The following is a 24,112-nucleotide window of genomic DNA, read 5'->3' on the forward strand; positions in this document are numbered from 1 at the left end:
CATGCTGGATAAGAACGGTATCGCGAGGCGAATTGCCAAAGAGCTGCAGGACGGCTACTATGTAAATCTCGGTATAGGTATTCCTACTTTGGTGGCGAATTACATACCTAAAGGAATAAATGTTGTGCTCCAGTCGGAAAATGGTCTGTTGGGCATGGGCCCTTTCCCATTCGCAGGGGAGGAGGATGCCGATCTGATCAATGCCGGCAAGCAGACGATAACGACGCTGCCTGGTTCGGCTGTATTCGATTCTGCATTGAGTTTTGGGATGATCAGAAGTCAGAAAATAGACCTGACGATTCTTGGCGCAATGGAGGTTTCAGAAAATGGTGATATTGCCAATTGGAAGATTCCCGGAAAGATGGTGAAAGGAATGGGTGGCGCCATGGATTTGGTAGCGTCTGCAAAGAATATCATTGTGGCTATGCAGCATGTTAACAAAGCCGGAGAGAGCAAATTATTAAAGGAGTGCACCTTGCCGCTTACTGGCGTGCGTTGCATTAAAAAGGTGGTTACCGAACTGGCCGTATTGGATATTTTGCCCTCGGGCGGATTTAAACTGCTTGAGCGGGCGCCAGGTGTTGGCCTGGATTATATCCGTGATGCGACAGCAGGCAAACTATTCGCGGATGCTGACGTGCCGGAAATGCAGCTGAATGATTAACAGTTATTTAGCTGTTGCAGCTTGAGCTCCCTGCAGATCGCGTCTGTTAGCTCAATGATTTTTTCCGGCGTATTATCATTGTTTACGACAATTCTATGGCAGGACGACTTGTACGGAAGAAGATATTCCTTGTAGGCCGGAACTACGTGATTGTGCCATTTATAAAGCACATCCTCTTTCGGGTAACCTCGTTCAATATCATCGCGACTGATCCTGCGTTGCAGTGCTACGGACCCTTTGGCTTCGATAAAGATAGAGTGATCTAGCAAGGCGGCGATATCCTGAAAATGGAGTATGAACAAGCCTTCAATGATGAGTACCGGTGCAGGTTTGATTTCGAGGGTCTTCACAACCGCAAGGGGATTGTTAAAGTTGTATTCCTTTTTATAAACGATCTCACCGTGAACCAGCTTGCTGATGTCATGGACAAATTGCTTATGGTCTATAGCTGAAGGAAGATCAAAATTAAAAAGCTTGTTCTCTTCCATAGACATCACCCCCGCGTCAATGTAGTAGTCGTCCTGAGACACCAGCGTTACTTCACCTGGTTTGAAATGATTAAGAAAGGATTTTAGAAAGAAGGTCTTGCCCGAGCCGCTTCCCCCTGCTATTCCGATGATAAAAGGTTTATTGCTCTTCCTCATGAGTAACTTCCGAAGCTCCGTAAGTCAGGTTACAATAAAATCTTTTATCCAATGCTCCAAGCGCATCGGCCACAGCTTTGGTCATCACGATAATCACGTCTTTCGTCGACTCATTTTCAGTGAATTTACCTACCACTTTGGCAAAAGTGGACCTGTTGGTCATGGGGTTTGTTATTTTGATAATTCCCCCTATGGGTGCGTTCCGATGCAGCACCAGCATTTTAGTCGGGTCGAGATCAGCGTCTGCTATCCACACTCCAGTACCTTTTTCATCAATTTGATTTAATCCATAACGGCTTGCCGGATAGCGCAGCTTGGGATCGGTTATAGAATTAAGCGTGTCTGACGCAGTTGCAGGTTCCGGAACTGGCACAGCAGGATATTCTCCCTTAATTAAGAGTCTTTGTCCAACACGCAATGAACTGCTTGTTAAATTGTTTTTAGCCTTCAACTGGTCGATACTCAGCTTATATCGCGTAGCTATGGAATATATCGTTTCATTGGAGGCAACCGTATGTACGATAAGTTCTTCTGAAGGATTGGAAGGCGTAACCGATGGCAAAGAAGCTGGGGAACTTACAGGAGGTTCGGGCGCTGTAGAACCGGCCGGCATTTTTAGAATCTGGCCGATCTGAAGGTTAATGGACCTTAGATTATTAATACGCTTAATTTCGTTGACCGTGGTGCCATAACGCTCGGCAAGCATATTGAGATTCTCCTTCCGCTGAACAACATGTTCAATGGTTCCAGATGTTTGGTTGCCAGCTACCTCGGAGCCAGGCGCTCCTGTCGCCGTTGGCGCAGTACTTTCAAATGGCAGGTCTGTAGGTACCTTAATGAGCACACCAACCTGCAAAAATTTGCTGTCGTTGAAATTTAAAACGTCTTTTGGGTTAACCTTATACCTTCGCGCTATGGAATAATAAGTGTCTTTTGACACCACCTGGTGCACAATAAGTTTTTTACCGTTATAATTTTCTACTCCTATGGAATCGCGTTTACCGGCTGCTGAGGCATCGGCTATGTTAAGCGATACCGCTATAGCAGCAATTATATAATATCTATACATTCAATCTTCCCTGTAATGATGTGTCGTAAAAATACGATTTAAAAGCAAGCCTTCGAAATCGTATATATTAACGTTGTTTGTCAAACACTATTGTATGCCAGCCCAACGCCTCTGATCGGCACAATAGTTGTTGTGACATGCAATATGGTATTTTGCCAAAATAATGAATATTAAACCATGGACCCAAAAGAAATCAGTTTAAATGAAAAAGAGGTAAAGCCTGTCGTTGACATGCTGAATGAATATCTTGCTAACTATCATATTCATTATCAGAAATTAAGAGGCTGTCACTGGAATATCAAAGGCCAGAACTTCTTTACCCTTCACCTTAAGTTTGAAGAACTCTATACTAACGCCCAATTGACCATCGACGAAATCGCCGAGCGGGTGTTAACTTTAGGCAAACCGCCTCACAGCCGTTTCTCGGATTATATACAGGAGTCGACTATACAGGAAATCGACACCATCGGCATGAAAGACATGGATATGGTTGAGGCGGTGCTCGACGACATGTCGAAGTTAATTCAACTGGAACGCGAACTGATGGAAGCCAGTGAACAGGCGGGCGACGATGGTACCAACGATATGGTGAACCGGTTTATGCAATTTAAAGAAAAAACAACCTGGATGCTGCGTTCGTTTGCGGGTAAAAAGTAGCTTGCAATCCCTAAGCTGATAACTTTGGTTATATTTGAACGGTATGGGATATAACAGCTTATCAGCGTGTGTGGCCGATTTGGAACGGCACGGTCATTTGATCAGGATTAAGAAAGAGGTAGATCCTTATCTGGAGATGGCGGCGATCCATCTTCGTGTATATGAACAACAAGGGCCGGCTATTTTATTCGAAAGGATAAAAGGCAGTCAGTTTCCAGCGGTGTCAAACCTTTTTGGTACGCTGGAGCGGTCGAGGTTTATATTTCGGGACACCCTGGCGAATGTTGAAAAGCTAGTTCAGGTGCGCTCAGACCCGATGAAAGCAATTAAACAGCCGCTAAAGCTGGCTTCTACAGCTATGGCGGCTCTAAAGGCCATTCCCTTACAGCAACGTTTATTTAAGAATACGTTTCAGAAAACTACCATCAGTGCCCTGCCGCAGATTGTAAACTGGCCACTTGATGGAGGTCCTTTTATCACCATGCCACAGGTGTACACGGAAGATCCGGATAGGCCTGGAATTATGAATGCCAATTTGGGGATGTACAGAATTCAGCTAGGCGGAAATGACTATATCCAGGATAAAGAAGTCGGTTTGCATTACCAGATTCACCGCGGGATAGGGGTACACCAGTCCAAAGCCAACGCAAAGGGACAGCCGTTAAAGGTCAGCATTTTTGTGGGAGGACCCCCGTCACACCCTTTGGCGGCTGTGATGCCTCTCCCTGAGGGACTGTCTGAGATGACCTTTGCCGGCGCTCTGGGCAACCGGCGGTTCAGGTATTACTATGATGACGAGGGCTTTTGTATCTCAGCTGATGCCGACTTTGTTATCACGGGAACTGTTGAGCCGGGCGAAAATAAGCCGGAGGGGCCTTTCGGCGACCATCTTGGCTACTATAGTCTGACCCATCCGTTTCCTCTAATGAAGGTTCATAACGTATATCATCGCAAGGATGCTATATGGTCGTTCACCGTAGTTGGCCGCCCGCCTCAGGAAGATACCAGTTTCGGGGCGCTTATCCACGAGATTTCGGGATCGGCACTGCCGAAAGAAATCCATGGTCTTAAAGAAGTAAATGCCGTGGACGCTGCCGGCGTTCACCCTTTGCTGTTTGCGATAGGAAGCGAGCGATACACGCCTTTTTTAAAGGAGCGTCGCCCTCAGGAGATCCTCACTATTGCGAACCATATTTTGGGGAAGAACCAACTTAGTCTGGCGAAATATCTGTTCATTGCAGCACATGAAGATGATAAAAGTCTAAGTACGCACGACATTTCCGGATTTTTACAGCACATGCTGAGTCGTGTGGATTTTGGACGAGACCTGCATTTTCATACCCAGACTACCATAGATACGCTGGATTACACGGGGGCCGGACTAAATTCTGGTTCGAAGGTGGTCTTTGCCGCAGCCGGGGAAAAAGTCCGTGATCTTTCTTCTTCCTTGCCGGATCATTCCAGACTGCCTGCGGGTTTTGGCCCTGTTGCCTTGGCGTTACCAGGTGTGCTGACAATATCTGCCCCAGCGTATGTTAGTGCTACCGAAACCGAAAAGGAACTCCTGTTGTTGGGTACTTTTCTTTCAGAAATTGTCGAAGGAATCGCTATGGTGGTTTTATGCGACGATGGACAATTTGCTGCAGCCTCCATTAATAATTTTGTCTGGGTGACGTTTACCAGAAGCAATCCGGCCTCCGATATTCATGGACATAAAGCGTTTTCTATAGATAAGCATTGGGGATGCGAAGGACCCGTTATCATTGATGCCCGCAAAAAGCCTCATCATGCCCCGGAGCTGATCAAAGATTCCTCGGTTGAGGAACGACTAGATGCCATGGAACTACGCTGGTAATGATGTGGTAAAGAAAAAGGAGCAATCTTTTCAGATCGCCCCCTTTTACAGAATCGAATTTCTCTTGAAAGGTTAAAACCTGACACCAAAAGTCAGGAACACATTGTTTCTTTGCGTCTTGATGTCTGCTACGGGTTCTTCCGGATTTTCCGCTGTACCCACTTCATATGGCGCAAGCTCCGTGTTGGTGTTCAGGTGCTGATAAGCAACATCGAAGTAATAGTTGTTCACCCTGTACCCAAGACCGCCGGTATAGATTTTCGTGGCGAAGTAATCACTATCACCTTTAATTGCACTGCCGTTCAAGCCGTATCCACCGCGGATACTTAACGCATTGTCGATTTTGTATTCAGCACCAACGCGGTAGTTGGCTGTGCTCTTGTAGTAGTCTTTGACCAGCCTGTTTTCTGCGGCAATAGTTCCTGGTTCCACACCTTGATCCGTAGAAAACCTGATAGACGAATAGTCAATATAGTCGACGTCGGCCGAAACCAGAGCTTTTCCAGCAATCACATAACTGGCACCCAATGAGCCTTTCAAAGGAGTTCTAACCCTGTACGTAAACAAAGAGTTTATCGGTTCGATATCGTAATTTCTGTTCGTTCCTATTGACGTGTTTAATTTGAATGAAGTATTGTCCTCAATAAGCATCCATGAAGGTGTTTGCAGCGTACCACCAATCCGGAAATTGTCCGCCGGCCTGAAAATCACACCCAGGCGTGCGTTTATACCTGTTCCCGTGGTTTCCTGGTTTCTGCGGAAAACCAGACTATAATTGGCATCCTCTGCAAAGTTGTAACCCGACTCCCGGAATTCACCGTCGCTGATATACCGCACATTAACTAATCCTACACTTGCCCCAATATATACCTGGTTGGATATATTAAGCGCTCCGGCCACATTCAGCTCAGAAGTTGAACCGGATCTTATCTCATTTTTATATTGGCTATTGCTGGCAGATTGCGCGTTGGAATTGTTTCGGGTTGAAGAAAGGAATTGTCCGTTTGGCTCGTCAAAATCAATTAGATAACCCTCGTAGCCCAGGCTGCCCAGACTGTTCACCGGAAGATCGTCAGGTCCAGCACCGGGGCGCTGAGGCAAATTGAAATTTGCGTCATCCCTAAAATAGTCTGCGATGGAATTGCTCGGGTTTGTACCCAAATAGGAGAACTCCGCACCAAAGTCGTTATTACGATTATATCCGATTCCGAAAACCGTGCTGATAACGCCTTTTTTTGTGTCCTGACCTTTAGCTCGCCAGGAGGGACTATAGAATACGACGCCGGCATTGTTCAAGTTTAAAACACTCTTAGATGACTCAGTATTCTGGTTCAGAAAGTTTGCCTTTCCTGTCATACCGTTAAATTCGGGGGTAAAGGTAAATTCCGATCTTGTGAACAGTCCCAGGCCAGCCGGATTCGATCCCAGTGAACTCATGTCGCCTCCCACACCAATTTGCGCACCGGCCATACCTTTAAATCTGGCTGTGCTGCCATAATTGGTTTGCGAAAATTTTAAAACGTCTGGGGTATAACTCTGACCGTATAAGGTTCCTGTTGCTGCTGCTAAGGCAGCAACAGATAATATTAATTTTTTCATTAGATAAAAAACAAGGTTAAAAGAAACCCTGCGCATCATACGCAGGGCATTACATCTTATCCTCTGCCACCTCTTGATGACCGAGAGCCGCTACTGCTTCCACTACTGCTTCTTCCCGAAGAGCCCTGGCTGCTTCGTGAAGGTGGCGGAGTGTAGGTAGGTCTGCTGTCTGTGCGCGGCGCAGGGGTTGCACGCTCCCTTGAAGGTGCTGTACTACGTGTAGGAGCGGGCTGCTGTACGCGGCCAGGAGCCGCTTCCCTTCCGCGTTGCGTCCTGCTGGAGCTTTCTTCTCCGTTGCGATATCTTTCGGCGCGGCTTGTCCTGGAGACCACGTTTCCGTTAGCGTCTGATCGGGTTACCCCAGGTCTGACGTTTGATGAAGCGTTGCGGTAGGTACCGCCTACACCGTTCTCGCGACCGATTGATGGTCTCGACCGGTAGTCAGGAACGATTGTGGTGCGGCCTGTATAGTACCCGCCACCATAATATCCGCCGCCAAGAAATCCTCCACCATAGAAGCCCCCGCCATAATACATGCTATTCCAACCCCAAGGGCTATAGCTCCAGAATGGTGAATAATAATGGCCCCAGCCGGCGTACGGTGAATTCCAGAAATTGTTATAGAAAGGTCCGAATCCTATTCCTACTGACCATCCGCTATACGGATAAAACCCGCCGTAGAAATATGGATCGTAATAGCTTCTCCATGGAGTTCCATAATAAAACCTGTTTATCCTTGACGAATAATCCATGTCATAGTACGGATCGCTTGTTCCATAGTAATCACTTTCTTCATAAGTTTCCTCGCTCTGTTGTGTGTTTTGAGCGGAGGGCGTACTTTCGGAAGGCCTGATCGGAGCGGGCGTATAAACCCGGGCTGTAGCCTCGCTATTGTAAACATCATCATCCGAGCTGTTTTGCGCCAGCCGCGGAGCGGAGCAGGACGTAACAACGATCGTTGCCAGTGCAAGCACACTTGTGTATAAATGGTTCGGTTTCATAACTGTATGTATTGATTGTGTGAAGCGATTTTTTTGTAGGTATAAATTTATAAATTTGTGGCCAACTACACAAGGTATTTAACGACAAAAAACGTTCCAATGACATATGAGTAAAGGTATTACAAGTAAAAACGAAGATTATTCCCAGTGGTATAACGATATTGTTATAAAAGCAGACCTGGCTGAGCATTCATCCGTAAAAGGATGTATGGTTATTAAGCCTTATGGTTATTCAATCTGGGAGAAAATGCAGTCTGTATTGGACCAGAAATTTAAGGATACTGGTCATAGTAATGCCTACTTTCCTCTGTTCATTCCTAAGTCTTTTTTTTCAAAGGAGGCCTCTCACGTTGAGGGCTTTGCTACGGAATGCGCTGTGGTCACCCACTATCGGTTAAAGAACGACGGCACGGGCAATATCATTGTGGATGAGACTGCCAAACTAGAAGAGGAACTTATCGTACGGCCTACTTCAGAAACGATCATTTGGAATACCTATAAGGGATGGATCCAATCATACCGCGACCTGCCAATTCTGGTGAATCAATGGGCGAACGTGGTACGCTGGGAAATGCGGACGAGGTTATTTCTGCGTACTACAGAGTTTTTGTGGCAGGAGGGACATACCGCTCACGCGACGGCCGAGGAAGCGGTTGAAGAAACTCGTCGGATGCTCGATGTATATGCCGACTTTGCAGAAAACTGGATGGGCGTGCCGGTGGTAAAAGGCGTAAAAACGCCTAACGAGCGTTTTGCAGGAGCGCTGGACACGTATTGCATAGAAGCCTTGATGCAGGACGGCAAAGCGTTACAGGCAGGAACCTCACACTTTCTCGGGCAAAACTTCGCCAAAGCGTTCGATGTAAAGTTTACCAACAAAGAAGGTAAACTGGATCATGTGTGGGCCACTTCCTGGGGCGTGTCTACCCGCCTAATGGGTGCATTAATTATGGCCCATAGTGACGATGCAGGCTTGGTTCTCCCTCCAAAACTGGCGCCAATACAGGTTGTCATTGTTCCGATCCATAAGAACGATGAGGAATTGAGAAATATATCTGCTTTTGTGGATGAACTAACGCTCAAGCTTAAACAAAAAGGAATTTCTGTTAAATATGACGACCGCGATACGCAGCGTCCTGGTTTCAAATTTGCTGAATACGAGTTGAAAGGTGTGCCGGTACGGCTTGCTATTGGCGCACGGGACATGGAAAACGGGACCGTTGAAATTGCCAGAAGAGATACCCGTGAGAAACAGACCGTACAGCAGGAAGGTCTGGAGGTTTTCATCCCGCAGCTTTTAGACGAGATTCAGCAGAACATTTATAAAAAGGCTTTGGATTTCCGGGCCGACCATATCACACCTGCTGATTCTTATGAGGAGTTTAAGTCGTTGCTCGACGGAAAAGCTGGTTTTGTTTCTGCACATTGGGACGGCACACCTGAAACAGAACAAAAAATAAAAGAGGAAACAAAGGCAACGATCAGATGTATACCTTTAGATAACCCCCTTGAAGATGGAGTTTGCATTTATTCGGGTAAGCCGTCTAAGCAACGCGTACTTTTTGCAAGGGCTTACTAAATCAAATCATAAGAGCTATGAAATTTGCAACTAAAGCGATCCACGCGGGTCAGGAGCCTGATCCGACCACGGGTGCGGTAATGACCCCAATATACCAGACTTCCACGTATTGGCAGAAGTCGCCGGGCGATAATAAGGGCTTCGAATATTCCCGCGGCACAAATCCGACAAGGAAGGCACTCGAGGACTGCCTTGCTGCTTTAGAGAATGCAAAATATGGTCTGGCTTTTTCGAGCGGAATGGGCGCAACAGATGCGGTGCTGAAATTGTTGAAGCCGGGAGATGAGGTAATAACCGGTGATGATCTATATGGGGGGTCTTACCGGATATTTACCAAAGTCTACGAAAAATACGGTATCAAATTCAACTTCATTGATCTGTCCGATCCAGAAAACATTTCAGCTTACATCAACGGCAATACGAAGCTGATATGGATTGAGACACCCACCAATCCGACAATGCGTATCATAGATATTGCAGGGGTATCAAAGATTGCCAAAGCGCACAATGTCCTGCTGGCAGTTGATAATACTTTTGCGTCACCTTATTTACAAAATCCGATAGACCAGGGCGCTGACATCGTGATGCATTCTGTAACCAAGTATATCGGTGGGCATTCGGATGTTGTTATGGGCGCATTGCTTGTAAACGATGATCAGCTTTACAAGGATCTTTGGTTCGTTTACAATGCGTGTGGAGCAACTCCTGGTCCGCAGGATGCTTTTCTTGTGCTCCGAGGAATTAAGACACTCCATTTAAGGATGAAAGCACATTGCGAGAATGGCGAGCGTGTTGCAAGATATCTTAAAAACCATCCGAAGATTGACAAGATTTTCTGGCCGGGCTTCGAAGATCATCCTAATCATCAGATAGCTAAAGCGCAGATGCGCGGATTTGGGGGTATGGTGTCCATTACATTAAAGGACGCCGACCTGCAGGAAACTTTTCGCGTAGCATCATCTTTTAAAGTATTTACTCTGGCTGAATCGCTGGGAGGAGTGGAATCCCTGATTAACCATCCGACCACGATGACACACGGTTCAATTCCCAAAGCAGAGCGTGAAAAAGTGGGGGTAACTGATAATCTTTTAAGGCTTAGCGTGGGTGTTGAAGACATTGACGATCTGCTCGCGGACCTGGAACAGGCGCTTAAATAGAAAGATTTGGATCATCAGCAGTTAAAGGATTTTATGGACTTGAAGGCAGCCCAGTACAACAGGCCAGACTTCATCGAAAATGATCCTATCTGCATTCCTCATCAGTTCAGTCTGAAGCAGGATATCGAAATCACGGGGTTTTTCGCAGCAGTATTGGCCTGGGGACAGCGCAAAACAATCATTAATAAATGCCGGGAATTGTTTCATCGCATGGACAATGCCCCGCATCAATTCGTGTTACATCATTCTGATGAGGATCTGAAAAGACTTCTGGGTTTTAAACACCGAACGTTTAATGATACCGACTTGTTGTATTTTGTGGCGTTCCTGCGTGAGCATTATCAACAATCGGATACGCTTGAGACTGCATTCCGACCGACAGTTTCTGCTTTAAATGAAGACTATCTTCCGGATATGCCTGAGCTCGGTTCTAGCAAACCCCCGGCGTCTTCTGCCTGTATGCTTTCTGAAATTCCGGCCAGTGATGTCCGCATTGAGGGCGCTCTGAACTATTTTAGATCTTACTTTTTTTCCTTGCCCGATTTTCCGAGGCGAACCATAAAACACATATCTTCCCCGCTCCAGAAGTCGACCTGCAAGCGGCTTAATATGTTTCTGAGATGGATGGTCAGGAAGGATAGTAAAGGTGTCGACTTTGGCTTGTGGAATAATATAAAGCCTTCTGATTTGATCTGCCCTTGCGACGTTCATGTAGACCGTGTGGCACGGAGGCTGGGATTGATCAAGCGGAAGCAAACTGATTGGCGCACGGCAGTTGAGCTTACCCGCGAACTGAGAAAATTTGATGCGGATGATCCGGTAAAATACGACTTCGCTCTATTTGGCCTTGGCGTTGAAGAAAAGTTTTAAATCGTATCTTGTGTATCATGATCACATTGAAAGCAGAGATTGAACGTTATGGTGAAATGGGTGAGAAGACCGGATGGAGTTATGTTTTTATACCCGAGACTGTCGCCAACCAAATTAAACCAGGTTGCCGAAAGAGTTTTCGTATTAAGGGAAGTATAGACCAGGTAATCATTTCCGGCATGGCCACTGTTCCCGTTGGGGATGGAAACTTCATACTGGCATTAAAATCAAGCCTGCGTAAGCAATTGAAAAAAGAAGCAGGTGCCTCTGTAATCCTCAATATGGAAGAGGATAGAGATTTTAAAATCGAAGTGCCCGAGGATCTGGAGCTATGTTTGTCAGACGAACCAGAATTAATGGAACGATTTATGGCTCTTCCTAAATCACACCGAAACTGGTATATCAATTGGCTAAACTCTGCCAAAACAGAATCAACACGAACAAAACGATTGGTCAAAATTGTATCAGCGATGGACAGAAAGCTCAGCTTCGGTGAAATGATGCGGGAAGACAAGCAGGCTAAGCTGTAGTCCTGTACTTTGTTTTGCTACTTATACTTCCTGAACCAGCTTTCCACCTTCATTTGTATGACTCCGAAAAAAGCTTCTCTGAAGATTCTTGTACTCATTTTTGAAGTTCCTTCAGTGCGGTCCGTAAAAATGATCGGAACTTCTACCACTTTAAAGCCATATTGGATGGCGGTAAACTTCATTTCAATCTGAAATGCATAGCCTACAAATCTGATCTGGTCCAACGGAATCTTTTCGAGTACCTTACGTCTGTAACATTTAAAGCCCGCGGTCGCGTCCTGAATATTAATTCCAGTTATTAACCGGACGTACATGGAAGCGAAATATGACATCAGCACACGACTCATAGGCCAGTTGACGACATTAACGCCACGCACATATCGCGAGCCTATAGCTACATCCGATCCTTCCGCACATGCGTTGTGGAGTCTGACTAAGTCGTCCGGATTATGAGAAAAATCGGCATCCATTTCAAATATATATTCATATTGAGGCCGCGCCAATGCCCATTTAAAACCGTGTATATAAGCAGTTCCCAAGCCCAGCTTGCCAGTTCTTTCTTCAAGATGTAATTGCGGAAATTCTAATTGCAGCTTCTTCACAATATCAGCAGTTCCATCAGGCGAACCATCATCGATGATAAGCAGCTCAAAGGGATGGCTCAATGAAAAAATCTTCCTGATAATTTTTTCGATATTCTCCCGCTCGTTGTAGGTGGGAATAATAACTAAACTGTCTGACACGAATGATAAATTAATCAGCTAAAATAATTATTCTCATTGAATAAACAGACTATTTTACCTCCTGCATCAGTTTTCTGACCACAGGTGCGATCACGATCAACACCACGCCGGATATTAAAGCGTAAATTGCCAGTTGCCGGTATTCGTCTGTGAAAGTGAGGAGCTTTTGTGTAAGCGTATCATTCTCACCAGCTTCAGACATGCCCGCGCCCAATATACCAGCTACATACTGACCGTAAGCGCTCGCCAGAAACCACATGCCCATCATTACGCCCTGCAATCTGGCTGGAGATAATTTTGTCATAATGGAAAGTCCGATTGGAGAGAGGCAGAGTTCTCCGAACGTTATAAATAAGTAAGCCAGCGTAAACGCGTCCAGAGAAGTTATTCCCTGGGCGTTTGCAAAGAAACGTGTAGCATACATCACAAAGAACCCGGCTGATAAAAAGATAAAAGCCAGTCCGAATTTGACAACCGTATTAGGTTCAATCTTTCGCTTTGCAAGACCTATCCAGATGTATCCGAATATAAATGCGAATATGATTACAAAGAGTGAGTTTGCAGAATTGTTTACACCATTCGGATCCAGTGTGATGACACCGAGCAACTTGTTGTCGAGGTTCCGTGCGGCAAATAATGACAGCGAACCTCCACTTTGCTCAAATATTCCCCAGAAAATTATCGAAAAGAAAATAAATACAAGCGCTGCCAACAGCTTTTTGCGTTCAGCCCATCCGTATCTGGTCATTTCATAAACAAGATAAAGCAATGTTGCGGGACCTATTACATACATGAACCAATCGGTGTACTGGGTTTTGGCTACCATAGTCATTACCACCGGAATGGCTGCAAGTGACCCTGCGTATACGGCGTAATCGTACCACCGCGTGTTTGCTTTTGCGGCAGAAGAATCGGACGACTTCAGTGGCGACAAACCGATAGGACCCAGACTTCTCTGAGTGACGAGAAAGGTGATCAGACTGATGGTCATGACAATACCTGCTAGGCCAAAAGCCAAATGCCAGGAATATGCCTTACCTATAGCAACGCAGGCGTATCCGCCAAGTAAGGCACCTATATTAATCCCAGCATAAAACAAGGAAAATCCAGCATCGCGTCTTGCATCGTTTCCTTTATACAAGGTTCCTACCATCGTAGATATATTTGGTTTAAAAAATCCGGTACCCACAACGGTGAAGCTGATGCCGAGAAAGAAAAATTCATGCGGATCAAAGGCCAATATCGCGCTCCCGATAATCATAAGCATACCACCCCAGAATAGGGACTTCCTGAATCCAAGTATTTTGTCGGCAAAAAGTCCGCCTATGAAGGTAAAGGCATAAACAAAAGCCTGAGTGGCCCCATACTGAAGGTTAGCTTCTACATCATTCATGAAGAGTTCTGTAACCATGAAATACGTAAGCATGCCCCGCATTCCATAGAAGCAAAAGCGCTCCCACATTTCTGAGAAAAAAAGCGACCATAGCTGCTTAGGGTATTTACCCTTGAAGTTCTGGATCTGATCTAAAGTAATTTCATTCTGCATATTGCCGTATATTAAAAAAGCCTCCTGGTTACAGGAGGCTTGAGTTATTTTATTTTACACCATGCATTAATCTTTTGATAAGCGGATGTAGCGCTGCAATGATAATTCCCGCTGCTATCGGTATCAAGGTGAAGATCAAAAAGAAAGTAGACAAGCTGTATTTGCTTGTAATTTCCTCAATCATACTGCCCGAAGCACCGGCGAGCTTGTTACCCATTGCAATGAAAAGGTAGTATACACCAAACATGAAACCAATCCATTTCGCAGGCACCAGTTTGCTTACGTACGAGAGTCCAACAGGTGAAATACAAAGCTCGCCAAGCGTGTGGAATAAGTAAGCAAAAACCAACCATATCATGCTGACTTTAATCTCCGGTGACGTGATGGACATTGCAGCATAAGCGAGGAAGCCAAACCCTAGACCCAGTAAAGTTAATCCCAGACCGAATTTCATGGACGCTGGAAGATTGTATTTACTCTCCCACCATTTCGAAAACCCGGGCGCAAAGCAAATAATGAAAAGTGAGTTCAGGATATTGAACCAGGAAGCTGCAATTTCCGTTGTTTCTGCCGAGAATTCACGCTGAACCTTCCATAACACAATACACCAAATGATAATAAAGCTAACGGACAGGACTATGTTTCCTGTTTTAAATCTGCGGAATGTATTTGAAAAGAGTTTAGAAAGCACATATGTGATAATCATCAACGGTACTATGGTAAGTACTGCGTCTACCACCTTGAAAGTTGTTCCAGCTGTACCAGTTAAGATTCGGGTAGTGTTCTCCTTCGCAAAAATGGTCATACTTCCACCAGCCTGTTCAAATGCCGCCCAGAAGAAGATTGTAAAGACGGAGAAAATAAAAACGACAATGAGACGATCCCGGATGATATGGCCCGGAACCTTTTCTTCCTCAACGATCTCTTTAGTGTCTGTAGTTTTTTCGGCAGCCTTCAGTTTTCTCTCTTCGCTGGGAAGCAGGCCGATATTTCCGAAAATACCCTTGGTAAAATAGAACTGAAGCATTCCAAGGAACATAAATATCCCGGCCAAACCGAAACCCCAGCTCCAGGATATTTTCTCGCCGATGTAACCACAAAGCATGATTCCTAAAAACGCACCAGCGTTTACGCCCATGTAGAATATCGAGTATGCGCCGTCCTTCTTCTCAGGAAAATCCTTATACATATTGGAGACTATCGAAGTCATATTAGGCTTAAATAATCCATTGCCTATCATCAGACATCCCAAACCAACATAAAGGAAAAAAGGAGTTTCTACAGCCATACTAGCATGGCCGAGGGTCATTATCAACGCCCCCACGATTACAGCCCAACGGTATCCCAACAAGCGGTCAGCAATTAAACCGCCCAGAACCGGTGTGAGATATACGCCCATGGTGTACGTTCCATACAACGAAATAGCTTCTGCGCTTGACCATGCCCAACCCCCGGTTGCAATGCTTGAAGTCAAAAAAAGTACCAGCAGGGCACGCATTCCATAGTATGAAAAACGTTCCCACATTTCCGTGAAGAAAAGTACAAACAAACCGGCGGGATGCCCAAGTACTTTATTCTCGAAAAAGTCATTTGGCGTCCCCAAATTTTTTGTAGTCATGTTGAATCAGTGAAAAATATTTAGAATGTTTAGTTAGTTTATTGCGCAAGATAGGTACATGCAGTCAAACTCCCAAATGCTGCTACAATTTCTTTACAGGAGTTGTGGATTTGTCTTCAGGGTCTATATAAAAGTCGTCCATTTCGTTGGGCTCGTTCTTTAATTCGACGTTTTCAACAAGTCTAAGCTTACTGTTTACAAATTTGAAAGCATCAAAGCTGAGATCAGAGGCGTAATACTCGAAATTACCCTCCATATCCGGCGTAAATGGTGCAAGGTGATCAAAAACAAGGAGGTTAACGCTCTTATCTATAGTGAGCGTCATGGAATTCATTTTGTTGTACTCAAAAATGATCCGGTTTTTGCTGGCAACAGACTTACTTCCTTCAAATACAGGTTTGCCAAATACCGGAAGGTCTTTTTCAAAAGAAAGAACTTCTATTACTTTTTTGGTTGTCTTCTGATTGTTACCCTTCCAGCCCAGGAGTACGTAGTATGGCTTAGTTCCAGGCACAAAACCTATTTCGTAATACCTTGCCCCATACCAGCGTTGGTGGTCGGTTACTTCATAAGGAGTTTTTAGATTATCAGTTTGGTCAATAAGCGGATATAACTTTAATTGGCCATTGGTGGTTGCCATTTGTATCGCCCCAAAAAAACGATACGACCCGTCATCAGCGGGTACCGACCAGGAAAGAATCCGCAGCGCATTGTCGGGCGACTTAACCACTGATATGGTCTTTAGCGAATCGAAGGGGAAGGCAAACGAAAAAGGTGTTTTCAAAGCATTTACCAAGGTCTTAATGAATGCAGCATTATGCTCAAACCGGCTGGCGTTATTTTCAGATGCAAGTATAAGGCTGTTAAGAGCCACCAAGCTGTCCTGATATTTAGCTAATACAGGTTCATTATTAAACGAAAAGCTGTGCTGGGCCCGACCTACAGTAATAGACGTAAGTAAAATGCTGAAACCAAGTATATGCTTTAAGGTCTTGATCATCTGACTAGTCCAAACGTTCAATAACAATCGCACTGGCGCCGCCTCCGCCGTTACATATTCCTGCTACGCCAATTCTTGCCTTGTTTTGTGCCAGGACTGACAGCAAAGTAACAACAATGCGGGCCCCGGATGCGCCGAGCGGGTGACCTATCGCTACAGCGCCACCATTTACATTTACCTTATCTTCACTTAAACTGAGTTCGCGATTGTTTGCCAGCGCAACTACGGAAAAAGCCTCGTTAATTTCATAGTAGTCCACGTCCGAAGCCTGAATTCCCGCTTTCTGAATAGCCAGAGGGATAGCTTTAGATGGTGCAGTAGTGAACCATTCCGGCTGCTGTTGCGCATCGGCATAAGACAGAATTTTTGCCAGAGGCTTTAAACCCATCTCTTTTGCTTTATCAGCGCTCATCAGCACAAGGGCAGCAGCTCCGTCATTTAGCGTCGAAGCGTTTGCCGCAGTAACTGTACCATCTTTTTTAAAAACAGGCTTCAGTGCCGAGATCTTCTCAAACTTAACAGAGAATGGCTCTTCGTCTCTGTCGATAGTCGTTTCCGCACCCTTACGGTCGGCCAGCGTTACCGGTGCTATTTCCGCATCAAACCTGCCCGACGACTGTGCTTCCTGTGCTCTCTTGTATGAGGAAATAGCGTAAGCGTCCTGATCCTCACGACTAATATTACATGTGGAGGCACATAATTCAGCAGCTGACCCCATGTGATAGTCATTGTAAACATCCCAAAGTCCATCTTTCACCAAACCGTCAGTAACCTGTCCATGCCCTAATCTGTATCCTGTCCTGGCTTTATCAAGGTAAAAAGGAACATTGCTCATGCTTTCCATGCCACCTGCTATAATAATATCCTGCTCTCCTAAAGCAATACTTTGAGCAGCCAGCATGATGGCTTTTGTGCCTGAAGCGCAGACTTTGTTAATGGTGGTAGCCGGGACGTCAGGCAGGCCGGCGAGTTTAGCAGCCTGTGTGGCAGGAGCCTGACCGAGGTTCGCAGACAGCACGTTTCCCATATAAACCTCCTGAATATCAGAGGAAGTAAGACCTGCCTTCTCAACTGCAGCTTTAATCGCAAAGCCCCCAAGCTGTGTTGCTGATAAACTTGACAAAGAACCTCCAAAACTTCCTATTGGCGTTCTCACTGCTGAAATAATCACTACTTCTCTCATTTATATGCATTTAAGTTAGTTGGAAGCAAAGTTATGCAAATTGCCGCTATAGGTGGTTGATTTTTACTTAACTTTATCTAAGTTTGGATTTGAATTAACAGAAGACTAGATTGGCTAAGATCAGGAAAAATTCACATAAGGTATTGTACCGCAAGTACTCATCAAACTTCAAGTACATTATGATGATACTTTCTGTATTTATCATAACAGCATTTTTGCCTAAACAGCCCCGGTTCAGGTACGAATTTGAAAAAGGTGAGATTTGGAAGAATAAGGATCTTGTTTCTCCTTTCAGTTTTGCTATCCTTAAAACAAGTCCGCAGGTAAACACAGACAGGGAGGAAGCGCTGGCTAACGTTTTGCCCATTTATGCCCTGAACAAAAACATGTTCAATGGGATAGAAGAAGCCTACATCAGCGAATTTGAGGTTAAGTGGAAAAGCAATTCGCTACCCGAGAACGACCGGATACCTGAACGGGACCGAAGCCTGAAATTGCTGCGCGCAATTTATCAGAAGGGTATTATTGCGATCAACAACAAGCATCAGGGAGAGGAGCCGTATTACGATTTCTCGCTGATGAACGACAATGTTGCTACCACAATGAGTACCCAGGACGTTTTCACTGTTTCTACAGCGCTCGCGTATTTCGGAAAGAACTATATCTCGGTCAACCCAAACGCACGGGAACTGATTCTTACCATGGCGGAAGACCATTTAAGGCCCAATATCATATTTAATGAGCGTCTTACACAGATTGTTCAGGAAAATACAGTTAACAGCTTGTCGACCACCAGGGGGATGGTTCAGAAGGGTGAACTCATTGTTGCCAAAAATGCAGTGATTGACGAAGACACCTATCAGAAGCTGCTTTCCTTCCGAGAAAGCTATGAAGCCCAGACGAAAACCGTGGGCGATAGCCGTGAAGTATATTTGGGCCAGGTTGTACTTGTTGGTTTTATTGTGAGCTTGCTCATGATTTTTCTTAAGCTTTTCAGGAAAGACATCTTTGCAGATAACCGTCAGCTCTCCCTGCTCTTGCTGGTAACAGTAATTATGCTTTTATCGCTCACCTGGGCTATTAAACTTAACCTGCCCAGCTTGCATTATATACCATTTTGTATTGTGCCGATCATTATCCGGATCTTGTTTGATACCCGGCTTGCCCTGTATCTGCATCTTCTGGTTATCCTTATCGCGGGCTTTTTTGTGCCAAACAGCTTTGAGTTCGTGTTTTACCAAACCACAGCCGGTATGGTGGCCATTTATAGTATACGAAATCTGGTAAAACGCGAGCAATTGCTCGTATCGGCCCTTTATATATTATCCGCGTATTTCATTTCCTTTATTGGTATTGCCCTGTTGAGGGAGGGGTCGGTGCGGCAAATCGAATGGCTCAACTTTGTGCCTTTCCTTATTAGTGTGCTGTTATCACTGCTTGCTTATCCGCTAATCTATGCGTTTGAAAGATTATTCGGTATAACCTCCGACGTCGCACTTATTGAGCTTACCAATACCAACAATAAGCTGCTGCGAGAACTTGCCTTTAAAGCGCCGGGTACATTTCAGCACTCGCTGCAGGTAGCCAATCTGGCTGAGGCAGCTATTTTTAAGATAGGTGGAAACTCATTGCTGGTACGGGCAGGTGCGCTGTATCATGACATTGGTAAAATGGAGAATCCTCAGTATTTTATTGAGAACCAGAATACCGGTGCCAGTCCGCACGACAAGCTTCCTTATGAACAAAGTGCCCAGATAATCATAAAGCACGTTCATAAAGGAATAGAGATCACCAGACGGCACCAACTGCCGGAAAGTGTGATTGATTTCATAAGAACGCACCACGGCAATACACGCGTCGACTTCTTTTACCAATCCTTTCTTAAGAATTCGCCGGAGAAGTTCGTGGATGAAAACATTTTCCGCTACCCGGGCCCCATTCCTTTTTCAAAAGAAACGGGCGTATTAATGTTGGCCGACTCGGTCGAAGCTGCTTCAAGAAGTCTGAAGAATCCGGATGCTCAACGTATCAACGACCTTGTAGAACGCATAATTGATTATAAACTCGAACAAAATCAATTAGACAACTGCGATCTTACTTTAAAGGACATTGAAACTATAAAGCTGATATTCAAGACGATGCTTATGAGTATTTACCACGTCCGAATTGATTATCAGCAAAACGTCTAAATTTTATCCCCAAAGCCATCGATTTTTTTTTGCATAGTTCAATGAATTACTATATTTGCAAACCCAAAAACGAAGTTTTTAGGTAAAAGGAGAGGTGCCTGAGTGGCCGAAAGGAACAGTTTGCTAAACTGTCGTACTGGTAACGGTACCGCGGGTTCGAATCCCGCCCTCTCCGCGAAAAGGGTTTCATTAGTGAAGCCCTTTTTTATTTGACACATATGACTACCAGCGTCATAATTCGGCGAGTAAGCTGTTCAAATCAAGCATTCTGGTATACATCTCAATAGATCCATCAGCTTTGAGCGGCCACTGTTCCCTCGGGCGATCCCAATAAAGCTCAACACCATTACCGTCCGGATCGTTAAGATACAACGCTTCCGATACACCGTGGTCAGAAGCCCCCGTAAGCGGGTAAGGGGCACGGCGAAGGCGATCAAATATGACTGCGAGGTCACGCCTGCTAGGGTAAACGATGGCGGTGTGAAACAGGCCGACGCCTTCGGCACGCGCAGGCGGCGCATCTTCACTATACCAGGTATTTAATCCAATATGATGATGGTAACCTCCGGCCGAGATAAATGCTGCCTGGCTGCCATACATGGTGATCAGTTCAAAGCCCAGCAAACCCTGGTAAAAAGCTAGGGCCCGGTCGAGATTAGCAACCTTTAAATGCACGTGTCCTATCCGGGTATTTGCCGGTACAATATAGTTCTGTTCTGTTTGCATGTTTTATCTTTTGACGTTTGTTAATATACAGAATCTGTGCTTATATTTAAAAAGCAATGGAGCAACTTCACACGCTGTACTATTTTCTTGATCTTGCTGGTGCTTTTGTTTTTGCCATAAGCGGGGCAGCGGCCGCCAGGCAGCGTGGTATGGACCTGTTTGGTATCTGTGCTATAGCATTTACGGTAGCATGTGGAGGCGGAATTATCAGAGATCTGTGTATTGGGGCTATACCGCCTGCGGGTCTGGCCAACTGGCGTTATCTTGTCGCAGCTATAATTGCCGCCGGCATGACGATAAGCTTATATCCATTGGTACAGCGGCTCAATCATCCGGTATTGTTCTTTGATGCCCTGGGCTTAGCGCTTTTTGCCGTTACCGGCGCACAAAAAAGTCTGGCCTACGGACATAATGATCAGGTCGCTATCCTGTTGGGTATTACCACAGCCGTAGGCGGAGGTGTCCTGCGTGATATCCTGCTCAACAGAGTGCCTGTCATTTTGCAAAGGGAGGTGTACGCCTCTGCCGCTCTTATTGGTGCCGGACTTGTTGTGCTGGGTCGTCATTTTAAATGGTTAAGCAGCGATCAGACCTCTCTTCTGGCACTGGTAATATGTTTCATCATCCGGTTGCTCGCGCTGCGCTATCGATGGAATTTACCCGTCTTCGCCCGAAAACAGGTCTAGCATCTTTGATTTTTTTTTGTATATTGACAGCTCGAAACCGCTTTAATCAAATATATTTTCAATTATGCTCCGCTATGAACGATTTTTTTAACGATACGCTGATCTGGTTTTGTATCGGGTTTGCCTTTTTTCTACTTGAATTTTTACTACCGGGCTTTATCCTGTTTTTCTTTGGTGTCGGGGCCTGGATCGTTGCCATCATGACACTTATGGCCGATGTGTCTGTGAACACACAGATTTTGGTTTTCATTGGCAGTTCCGTTATCACCGTACTGCTGCTGAGGAATTGGTTGAAAGCAAAGTTCGGTACCACGGTAAACGACACTGAGCTGGAAGACGAGTTTGTGGGTAAAGTGGGGCAGGCAGAGACAAACATTGGTCCCAATCAGCAGGGAAAAGTTGAGTTTAAGGGAACGATGTGGGATGCAATATCTGACGAGCCCATTCTCGCCGGAGAAAATGTGCTGATAACTGGCACAAAGAGTATAAAATTAATCGTAAAACCAATACCAAATAACTAATCCATATTATGAGTCCAGCAACCTATATTCTTATTATCCTAGCGGTCTTTCTATTGATCGCCTTTACATCAACGTTCAAGGTAGTACCGCAGCGAACAGTTTTTATCATTGAGCGTCTGGGCAAGTATAGCCGTTCTTTGGATGCAGGATTCCATATTCTGATACCTTTCATCGATAAAGTTGCCTACAAGCAGAATCTCAAGGAGCAGGCTATAGATGTGGCTTCCCAGATATGTATAACGAAAGACAATATCGCAGTGGAGGTCGACGGAATTCTTTACCTCCAGGTTATTGACCCTCAGAAAGCCTCGTATGGCATTGATAATTATCGCTTTGCAGTAATCCAGATATCTCAGACAACCATGAGAAGTGTCATTGGACGTATGGAACTTGATAAAACTTTTGAAGAGCGGGAAACGGTAAATGCAACCATCGTAAGTGCGGTTGACAGGGCCAGCGATCCATGGGGTATAAAGGTATCCCGCTATGAAGTGAAAAATATTGCTCCGCCTCAAAGTATCCGTGATGCCATGGAAAAGCAAATGCGTGCCGAGCGTGAAAAACGCGCCCTTATTGCAGAATCAGAAGGAGATAAGCAGGCAAAAATAAACCGTGCAGAAGGAGACAAGCAGGAAATGATTGCCCGTTCGGAAGGTGAAAAAATGCGGAAGATCAATGAAGCGAGCGGAACCGCCGCTGAAATTGAGATGGTAGCCGTGGCAACCGCCAAGGGTATTGTCGAGATCGCCAAGTCCATCAATCAGGAAGGTGGCGTAAACGCAGTGAACCTTCGAATTGCTGAGCAGTACCTTACAGAGTTTGGTAAGCTGGCGAAAGTAAACAACAGTATGATCGTTCCGGCCGATCTGTCCAATATCGCCGGCGTGATTTCAAGCGTTACTTCCGTCCTTAATACAGCAAACATCAATGGCCCGGTACAAGGTACAAACATCGGCAGAAAGGCTTAGGTCATTTATAACACAAATCAATTTCTATGCATCAAACACTTAAGACAATCACATTAGCATTGGTGGCCGGAACGCTGCTTATCCTGCAAAGCTGCTCCACAGTGAAGAGTTCCGAAGGGACGAAAGGCACTAAATGGACCAAAGAGAAAGCTACGGCCTGGTACAATAAACAGCCCTGGCTTGTAGGAGCTAATTTCATTCCCAGCACAGCAATAAATCAGTTGGAGATGTGGCAGGCAGATTCATTTGATACCCTGACGATCAACCGGGAACTCGGCTGGGCCAGGTCTATCGGTATGAATACCGCTCGCGTTTACCTGCACGATCTGTTATACGAGCAGGATTCTGTTGGCTTCTTTAAAAGAATGGACATCTTCTTAGACATAGCCGCAAAGCATAACATAAAGCCACTGTTTGTGATATTTGACTCCTGCTGGGATCCCTTCCCGAAACTAGGAAAGCAGCGTACGCCAAAGCCACATACGCACAACCCAGGATGGGTGCAAAGTCCGGGTCAGCTTGCTTTAAAAGACTCTACGCAGTATCCGCGACTGGAACGGTATGTGAAGAGCCTGCTACGTCACTTTAAGAATGACGACCGCATTCTTGCCTGGGACTTATGGAACGAGCCTGATAACATGACAGGACCTTCTTATGAAGCGGTAGAAATTCCCAATAAGGTAGCGTTGATCATACCTTTACTTACCGAAACTTTCCGTTGGGCTCGCGAGGTTTCACCATCGCAACCACTTACCTCGGGTGTTTGGGCGGGCAATTGGTCGGAGCCTTCTAAACTTAAACCGATTGAAGCCCTTCAGCTGGAGCAATCAGACATTATCTCCTTTCATAACTATGGAGCACCTGAAGAATTTGAGACGTGTATAAAGTGGCTGCAGCGGTACGAACGGCCAATAATCTGCACTGAGTACATGGCTCGTCCCAATGGAAGTACTTTTGCTGGTTTCCTGCCCATTGCAAAAAAATATAATGTGGCCATGTATAACTGGGGTTTCGTAAACGGGAAAACGCAAACCATCTATCCATGGGATAGCTGGACAAAAACTTATTCCGCGGAGCCACCGCTTTGGTTTCACGATATCTTCCAGACAGACGGTACGCCGTACAAACAAGAGGAAGTCGATTTCATCAAGAAAATGACGGGGACAGAAAGCACTACAAAACGCTAGTAATCAAGGTGTATAAAAAGGCCGAAAAAATCAATTTTCGGCCTTTTGCATAAATATTTGCACGAAGATCTTTTTTTCATATCTTTGCGCTCCACAGCGACAAGCTTTGGAAAAAAAAGA

The 24,112-nt window shown here is 45.3% G+C and carries 22 protein-coding genes and 1 tRNA gene; 13 read left to right on the top strand and 10 right to left on the bottom strand.

From position 1 onward, the window contains the following. The first annotated feature begins 1 nt into the window (after position 1). Positions 2-664 carry a 3-oxoacid CoA-transferase subunit B gene (locus J3P40_RS10790; RefSeq protein WP_256007069.1) on the top strand — a complete coding sequence of 221 codons (663 nt, stop codon included), beginning with the start codon at positions 2-4 and terminating at the stop codon, positions 662-664. On the opposite strand, the gene J3P40_RS10795 is transcribed toward J3P40_RS10790, so the two are convergent. Further along, positions 661-1,308, bottom strand: a complete 648-nt coding sequence (locus J3P40_RS10795) for a uridine kinase family protein (protein ID WP_256005405.1) — start codon at positions 1,306-1,308, stop codon at positions 661-663. The genes J3P40_RS10790 and J3P40_RS10795 overlap by 4 nt on opposite strands. Then, positions 1,292-2,377 carry a LysM peptidoglycan-binding domain-containing protein gene (locus J3P40_RS10800; protein ID WP_256005407.1) on the bottom strand — a complete coding sequence of 362 codons (1,086 nt, stop codon included), beginning with the start codon at positions 2,375-2,377 and terminating at the stop codon, positions 1,292-1,294. Before J3P40_RS10800 ends, J3P40_RS10795 begins: the two co-directional genes overlap by 17 nt. A gap of 177 nt (positions 2,378-2,554) precedes the next feature. Here J3P40_RS10800 and J3P40_RS10805 point away from each other — a divergent pair, with 177 nt between their 5' ends. Beyond that, complete coding sequence (locus J3P40_RS10805; RefSeq protein WP_256005408.1) at positions 2,555-3,034, top strand: Dps family protein; 480 nt, start codon at positions 2,555-2,557, stop codon at positions 3,032-3,034. Positions 3,035-3,077: 43 nt separating this feature from the next. Beyond that, positions 3,078-4,889, top strand: coding sequence for a UbiD family decarboxylase (locus J3P40_RS10810; RefSeq protein WP_256005410.1), 1,812 nt, complete (start codon positions 3,078-3,080; stop codon positions 4,887-4,889). 72 nt (positions 4,890-4,961) lie between these two features. Here J3P40_RS10810 and J3P40_RS10815 read toward each other — a convergent pair whose 3' ends face one another. Both J3P40_RS10815 and J3P40_RS10820 read right to left on the bottom strand, forming a co-directional pair. Next, positions 4,962-6,488 (bottom strand): OmpP1/FadL family transporter, encoded by a 1,527-nt coding sequence (locus J3P40_RS10815; protein ID WP_256005412.1) that lies wholly within the window; start codon positions 6,486-6,488, stop codon positions 4,962-4,964. 56 nt (positions 6,489-6,544) lie between these two features. Beyond that, positions 6,545-7,489 (bottom strand): hypothetical protein, encoded by a 945-nt coding sequence (locus tag J3P40_RS10820; protein WP_256005414.1) that lies wholly within the window; start codon positions 7,487-7,489, stop codon positions 6,545-6,547. A 106-nt stretch (positions 7,490-7,595) separates the two neighbouring features. On the opposite strand from J3P40_RS10820, the gene proS reads away from it, so the two are divergent. Genes proS through J3P40_RS10840 form a run of 4 tightly spaced genes read left to right on the top strand, consistent with a single transcriptional unit; the run spans position 7,596 to position 11,625 of the window. After that, complete coding sequence (gene proS, locus J3P40_RS10825; protein WP_256005416.1) at positions 7,596-9,068, top strand: proline--tRNA ligase; 1,473 nt, start codon at positions 7,596-7,598, stop codon at positions 9,066-9,068. Between the two features lie 17 nt (positions 9,069-9,085). Next, entirely contained in the window at positions 9,086-10,225 is a 1,140-nt protein-coding gene (locus J3P40_RS10830) for a cystathionine gamma-synthase (protein WP_256005417.1), read from the top strand. 33 nt (positions 10,226-10,258) lie between these two features. Then, positions 10,259-11,095 (top strand): TIGR02757 family protein, encoded by an 837-nt coding sequence (locus J3P40_RS10835; RefSeq protein WP_370687728.1) that lies wholly within the window; start codon positions 10,259-10,261, stop codon positions 11,093-11,095. 17 nt (positions 11,096-11,112) lie between these two features. Continuing rightward, positions 11,113-11,625 (top strand): YdeI/OmpD-associated family protein, encoded by a 513-nt coding sequence (locus J3P40_RS10840; RefSeq protein ID WP_256005420.1) that lies wholly within the window; start codon positions 11,113-11,115, stop codon positions 11,623-11,625. A gap of 17 nt (positions 11,626-11,642) precedes the next feature. Here the strand turns inward: J3P40_RS10840 and J3P40_RS10845 are convergent, their stop codons facing one another. From J3P40_RS10845 to J3P40_RS10865, 5 genes are all read right to left on the bottom strand, one after another. Continuing rightward, entirely contained in the window at positions 11,643-12,368 is a 726-nt protein-coding gene (locus J3P40_RS10845; RefSeq protein WP_256005422.1) for a polyprenol monophosphomannose synthase, read from the bottom strand. Positions 12,369-12,417: 49 nt separating this feature from the next. Continuing rightward, entirely contained in the window at positions 12,418-13,914 is a 1,497-nt protein-coding gene (locus J3P40_RS10850; RefSeq protein ID WP_256005425.1) for a peptide MFS transporter, read from the bottom strand. Between the two features lie 49 nt (positions 13,915-13,963). Further along, positions 13,964-15,532, bottom strand: a complete 1,569-nt coding sequence (locus J3P40_RS10855) for a peptide MFS transporter (RefSeq protein WP_256005427.1) — start codon at positions 15,530-15,532, stop codon at positions 13,964-13,966. Positions 15,533-15,614: 82 nt separating this feature from the next. Further along, positions 15,615-16,532 (bottom strand): hypothetical protein, encoded by a 918-nt coding sequence (locus tag J3P40_RS10860; protein WP_256005429.1) that lies wholly within the window; start codon positions 16,530-16,532, stop codon positions 15,615-15,617. 4 nt (positions 16,533-16,536) lie between these two features. Then, positions 16,537-17,715 carry an acetyl-CoA C-acyltransferase gene (locus J3P40_RS10865; protein WP_256005432.1) on the bottom strand — a complete coding sequence of 393 codons (1,179 nt, stop codon included), beginning with the start codon at positions 17,713-17,715 and terminating at the stop codon, positions 16,537-16,539. Positions 17,716-17,897: 182 nt separating this feature from the next. Between J3P40_RS10865 and J3P40_RS10870 the strand changes: the two genes are divergently transcribed. Both J3P40_RS10870 and J3P40_RS10875 read left to right on the top strand, forming a co-directional pair. Continuing rightward, a complete protein-coding gene (locus J3P40_RS10870) occupies positions 17,898-19,904 on the top strand; it encodes an HD family phosphohydrolase (RefSeq protein WP_256007070.1) in 2,007 nt (668 codons plus the stop codon). Positions 19,905-19,992: 88 nt separating this feature from the next. Then, positions 19,993-20,079, top strand: a tRNA-Ser gene (locus J3P40_RS10875). Between the two features lie 56 nt (positions 20,080-20,135). Here J3P40_RS10875 and J3P40_RS10880 read toward each other — a convergent pair. Further along, positions 20,136-20,630 (bottom strand): VOC family protein, encoded by a 495-nt coding sequence (locus J3P40_RS10880; RefSeq protein WP_256005435.1) that lies wholly within the window; start codon positions 20,628-20,630, stop codon positions 20,136-20,138. Positions 20,631-20,686: 56 nt separating this feature from the next. On the opposite strand from J3P40_RS10880, the gene J3P40_RS10885 reads away from it, so the two are divergent. The 4 genes from J3P40_RS10885 to J3P40_RS10900 all read left to right on the top strand — a co-directional run bounded on the left by J3P40_RS10885 (position 20,687) and on the right by J3P40_RS10900 (position 23,992). Then, positions 20,687-21,316, top strand: a complete 630-nt coding sequence (locus tag J3P40_RS10885; protein ID WP_256005437.1) for a trimeric intracellular cation channel family protein — start codon at positions 20,687-20,689, stop codon at positions 21,314-21,316. A 74-nt stretch (positions 21,317-21,390) separates the two neighbouring features. Further along, on the top strand, positions 21,391-21,837 hold the full coding sequence (locus J3P40_RS10890) for an NfeD family protein (protein WP_256005439.1): 447 nt from the start codon (positions 21,391-21,393) through the stop codon (positions 21,835-21,837). A gap of 8 nt (positions 21,838-21,845) precedes the next feature. Then, positions 21,846-22,805 (top strand): SPFH domain-containing protein, encoded by a 960-nt coding sequence (locus J3P40_RS10895; protein WP_256005441.1) that lies wholly within the window; start codon positions 21,846-21,848, stop codon positions 22,803-22,805. 26 nt (positions 22,806-22,831) lie between these two features. Beyond that, on the top strand, positions 22,832-23,992 hold the full coding sequence (locus J3P40_RS10900; RefSeq protein WP_256005443.1) for a cellulase family glycosylhydrolase: 1,161 nt from the start codon (positions 22,832-22,834) through the stop codon (positions 23,990-23,992). The last annotated feature ends 120 nt before the right edge of the window (positions 23,993-24,112 follow it).

Origin of the sequence: Pedobacter deserti, from assembly GCF_024436415.1 — a bacterium.
GTDB classification, from domain to species: Bacteria; Bacteroidota; Bacteroidia; order Sphingobacteriales; family Sphingobacteriaceae; genus Pedobacter; species Pedobacter faecalis.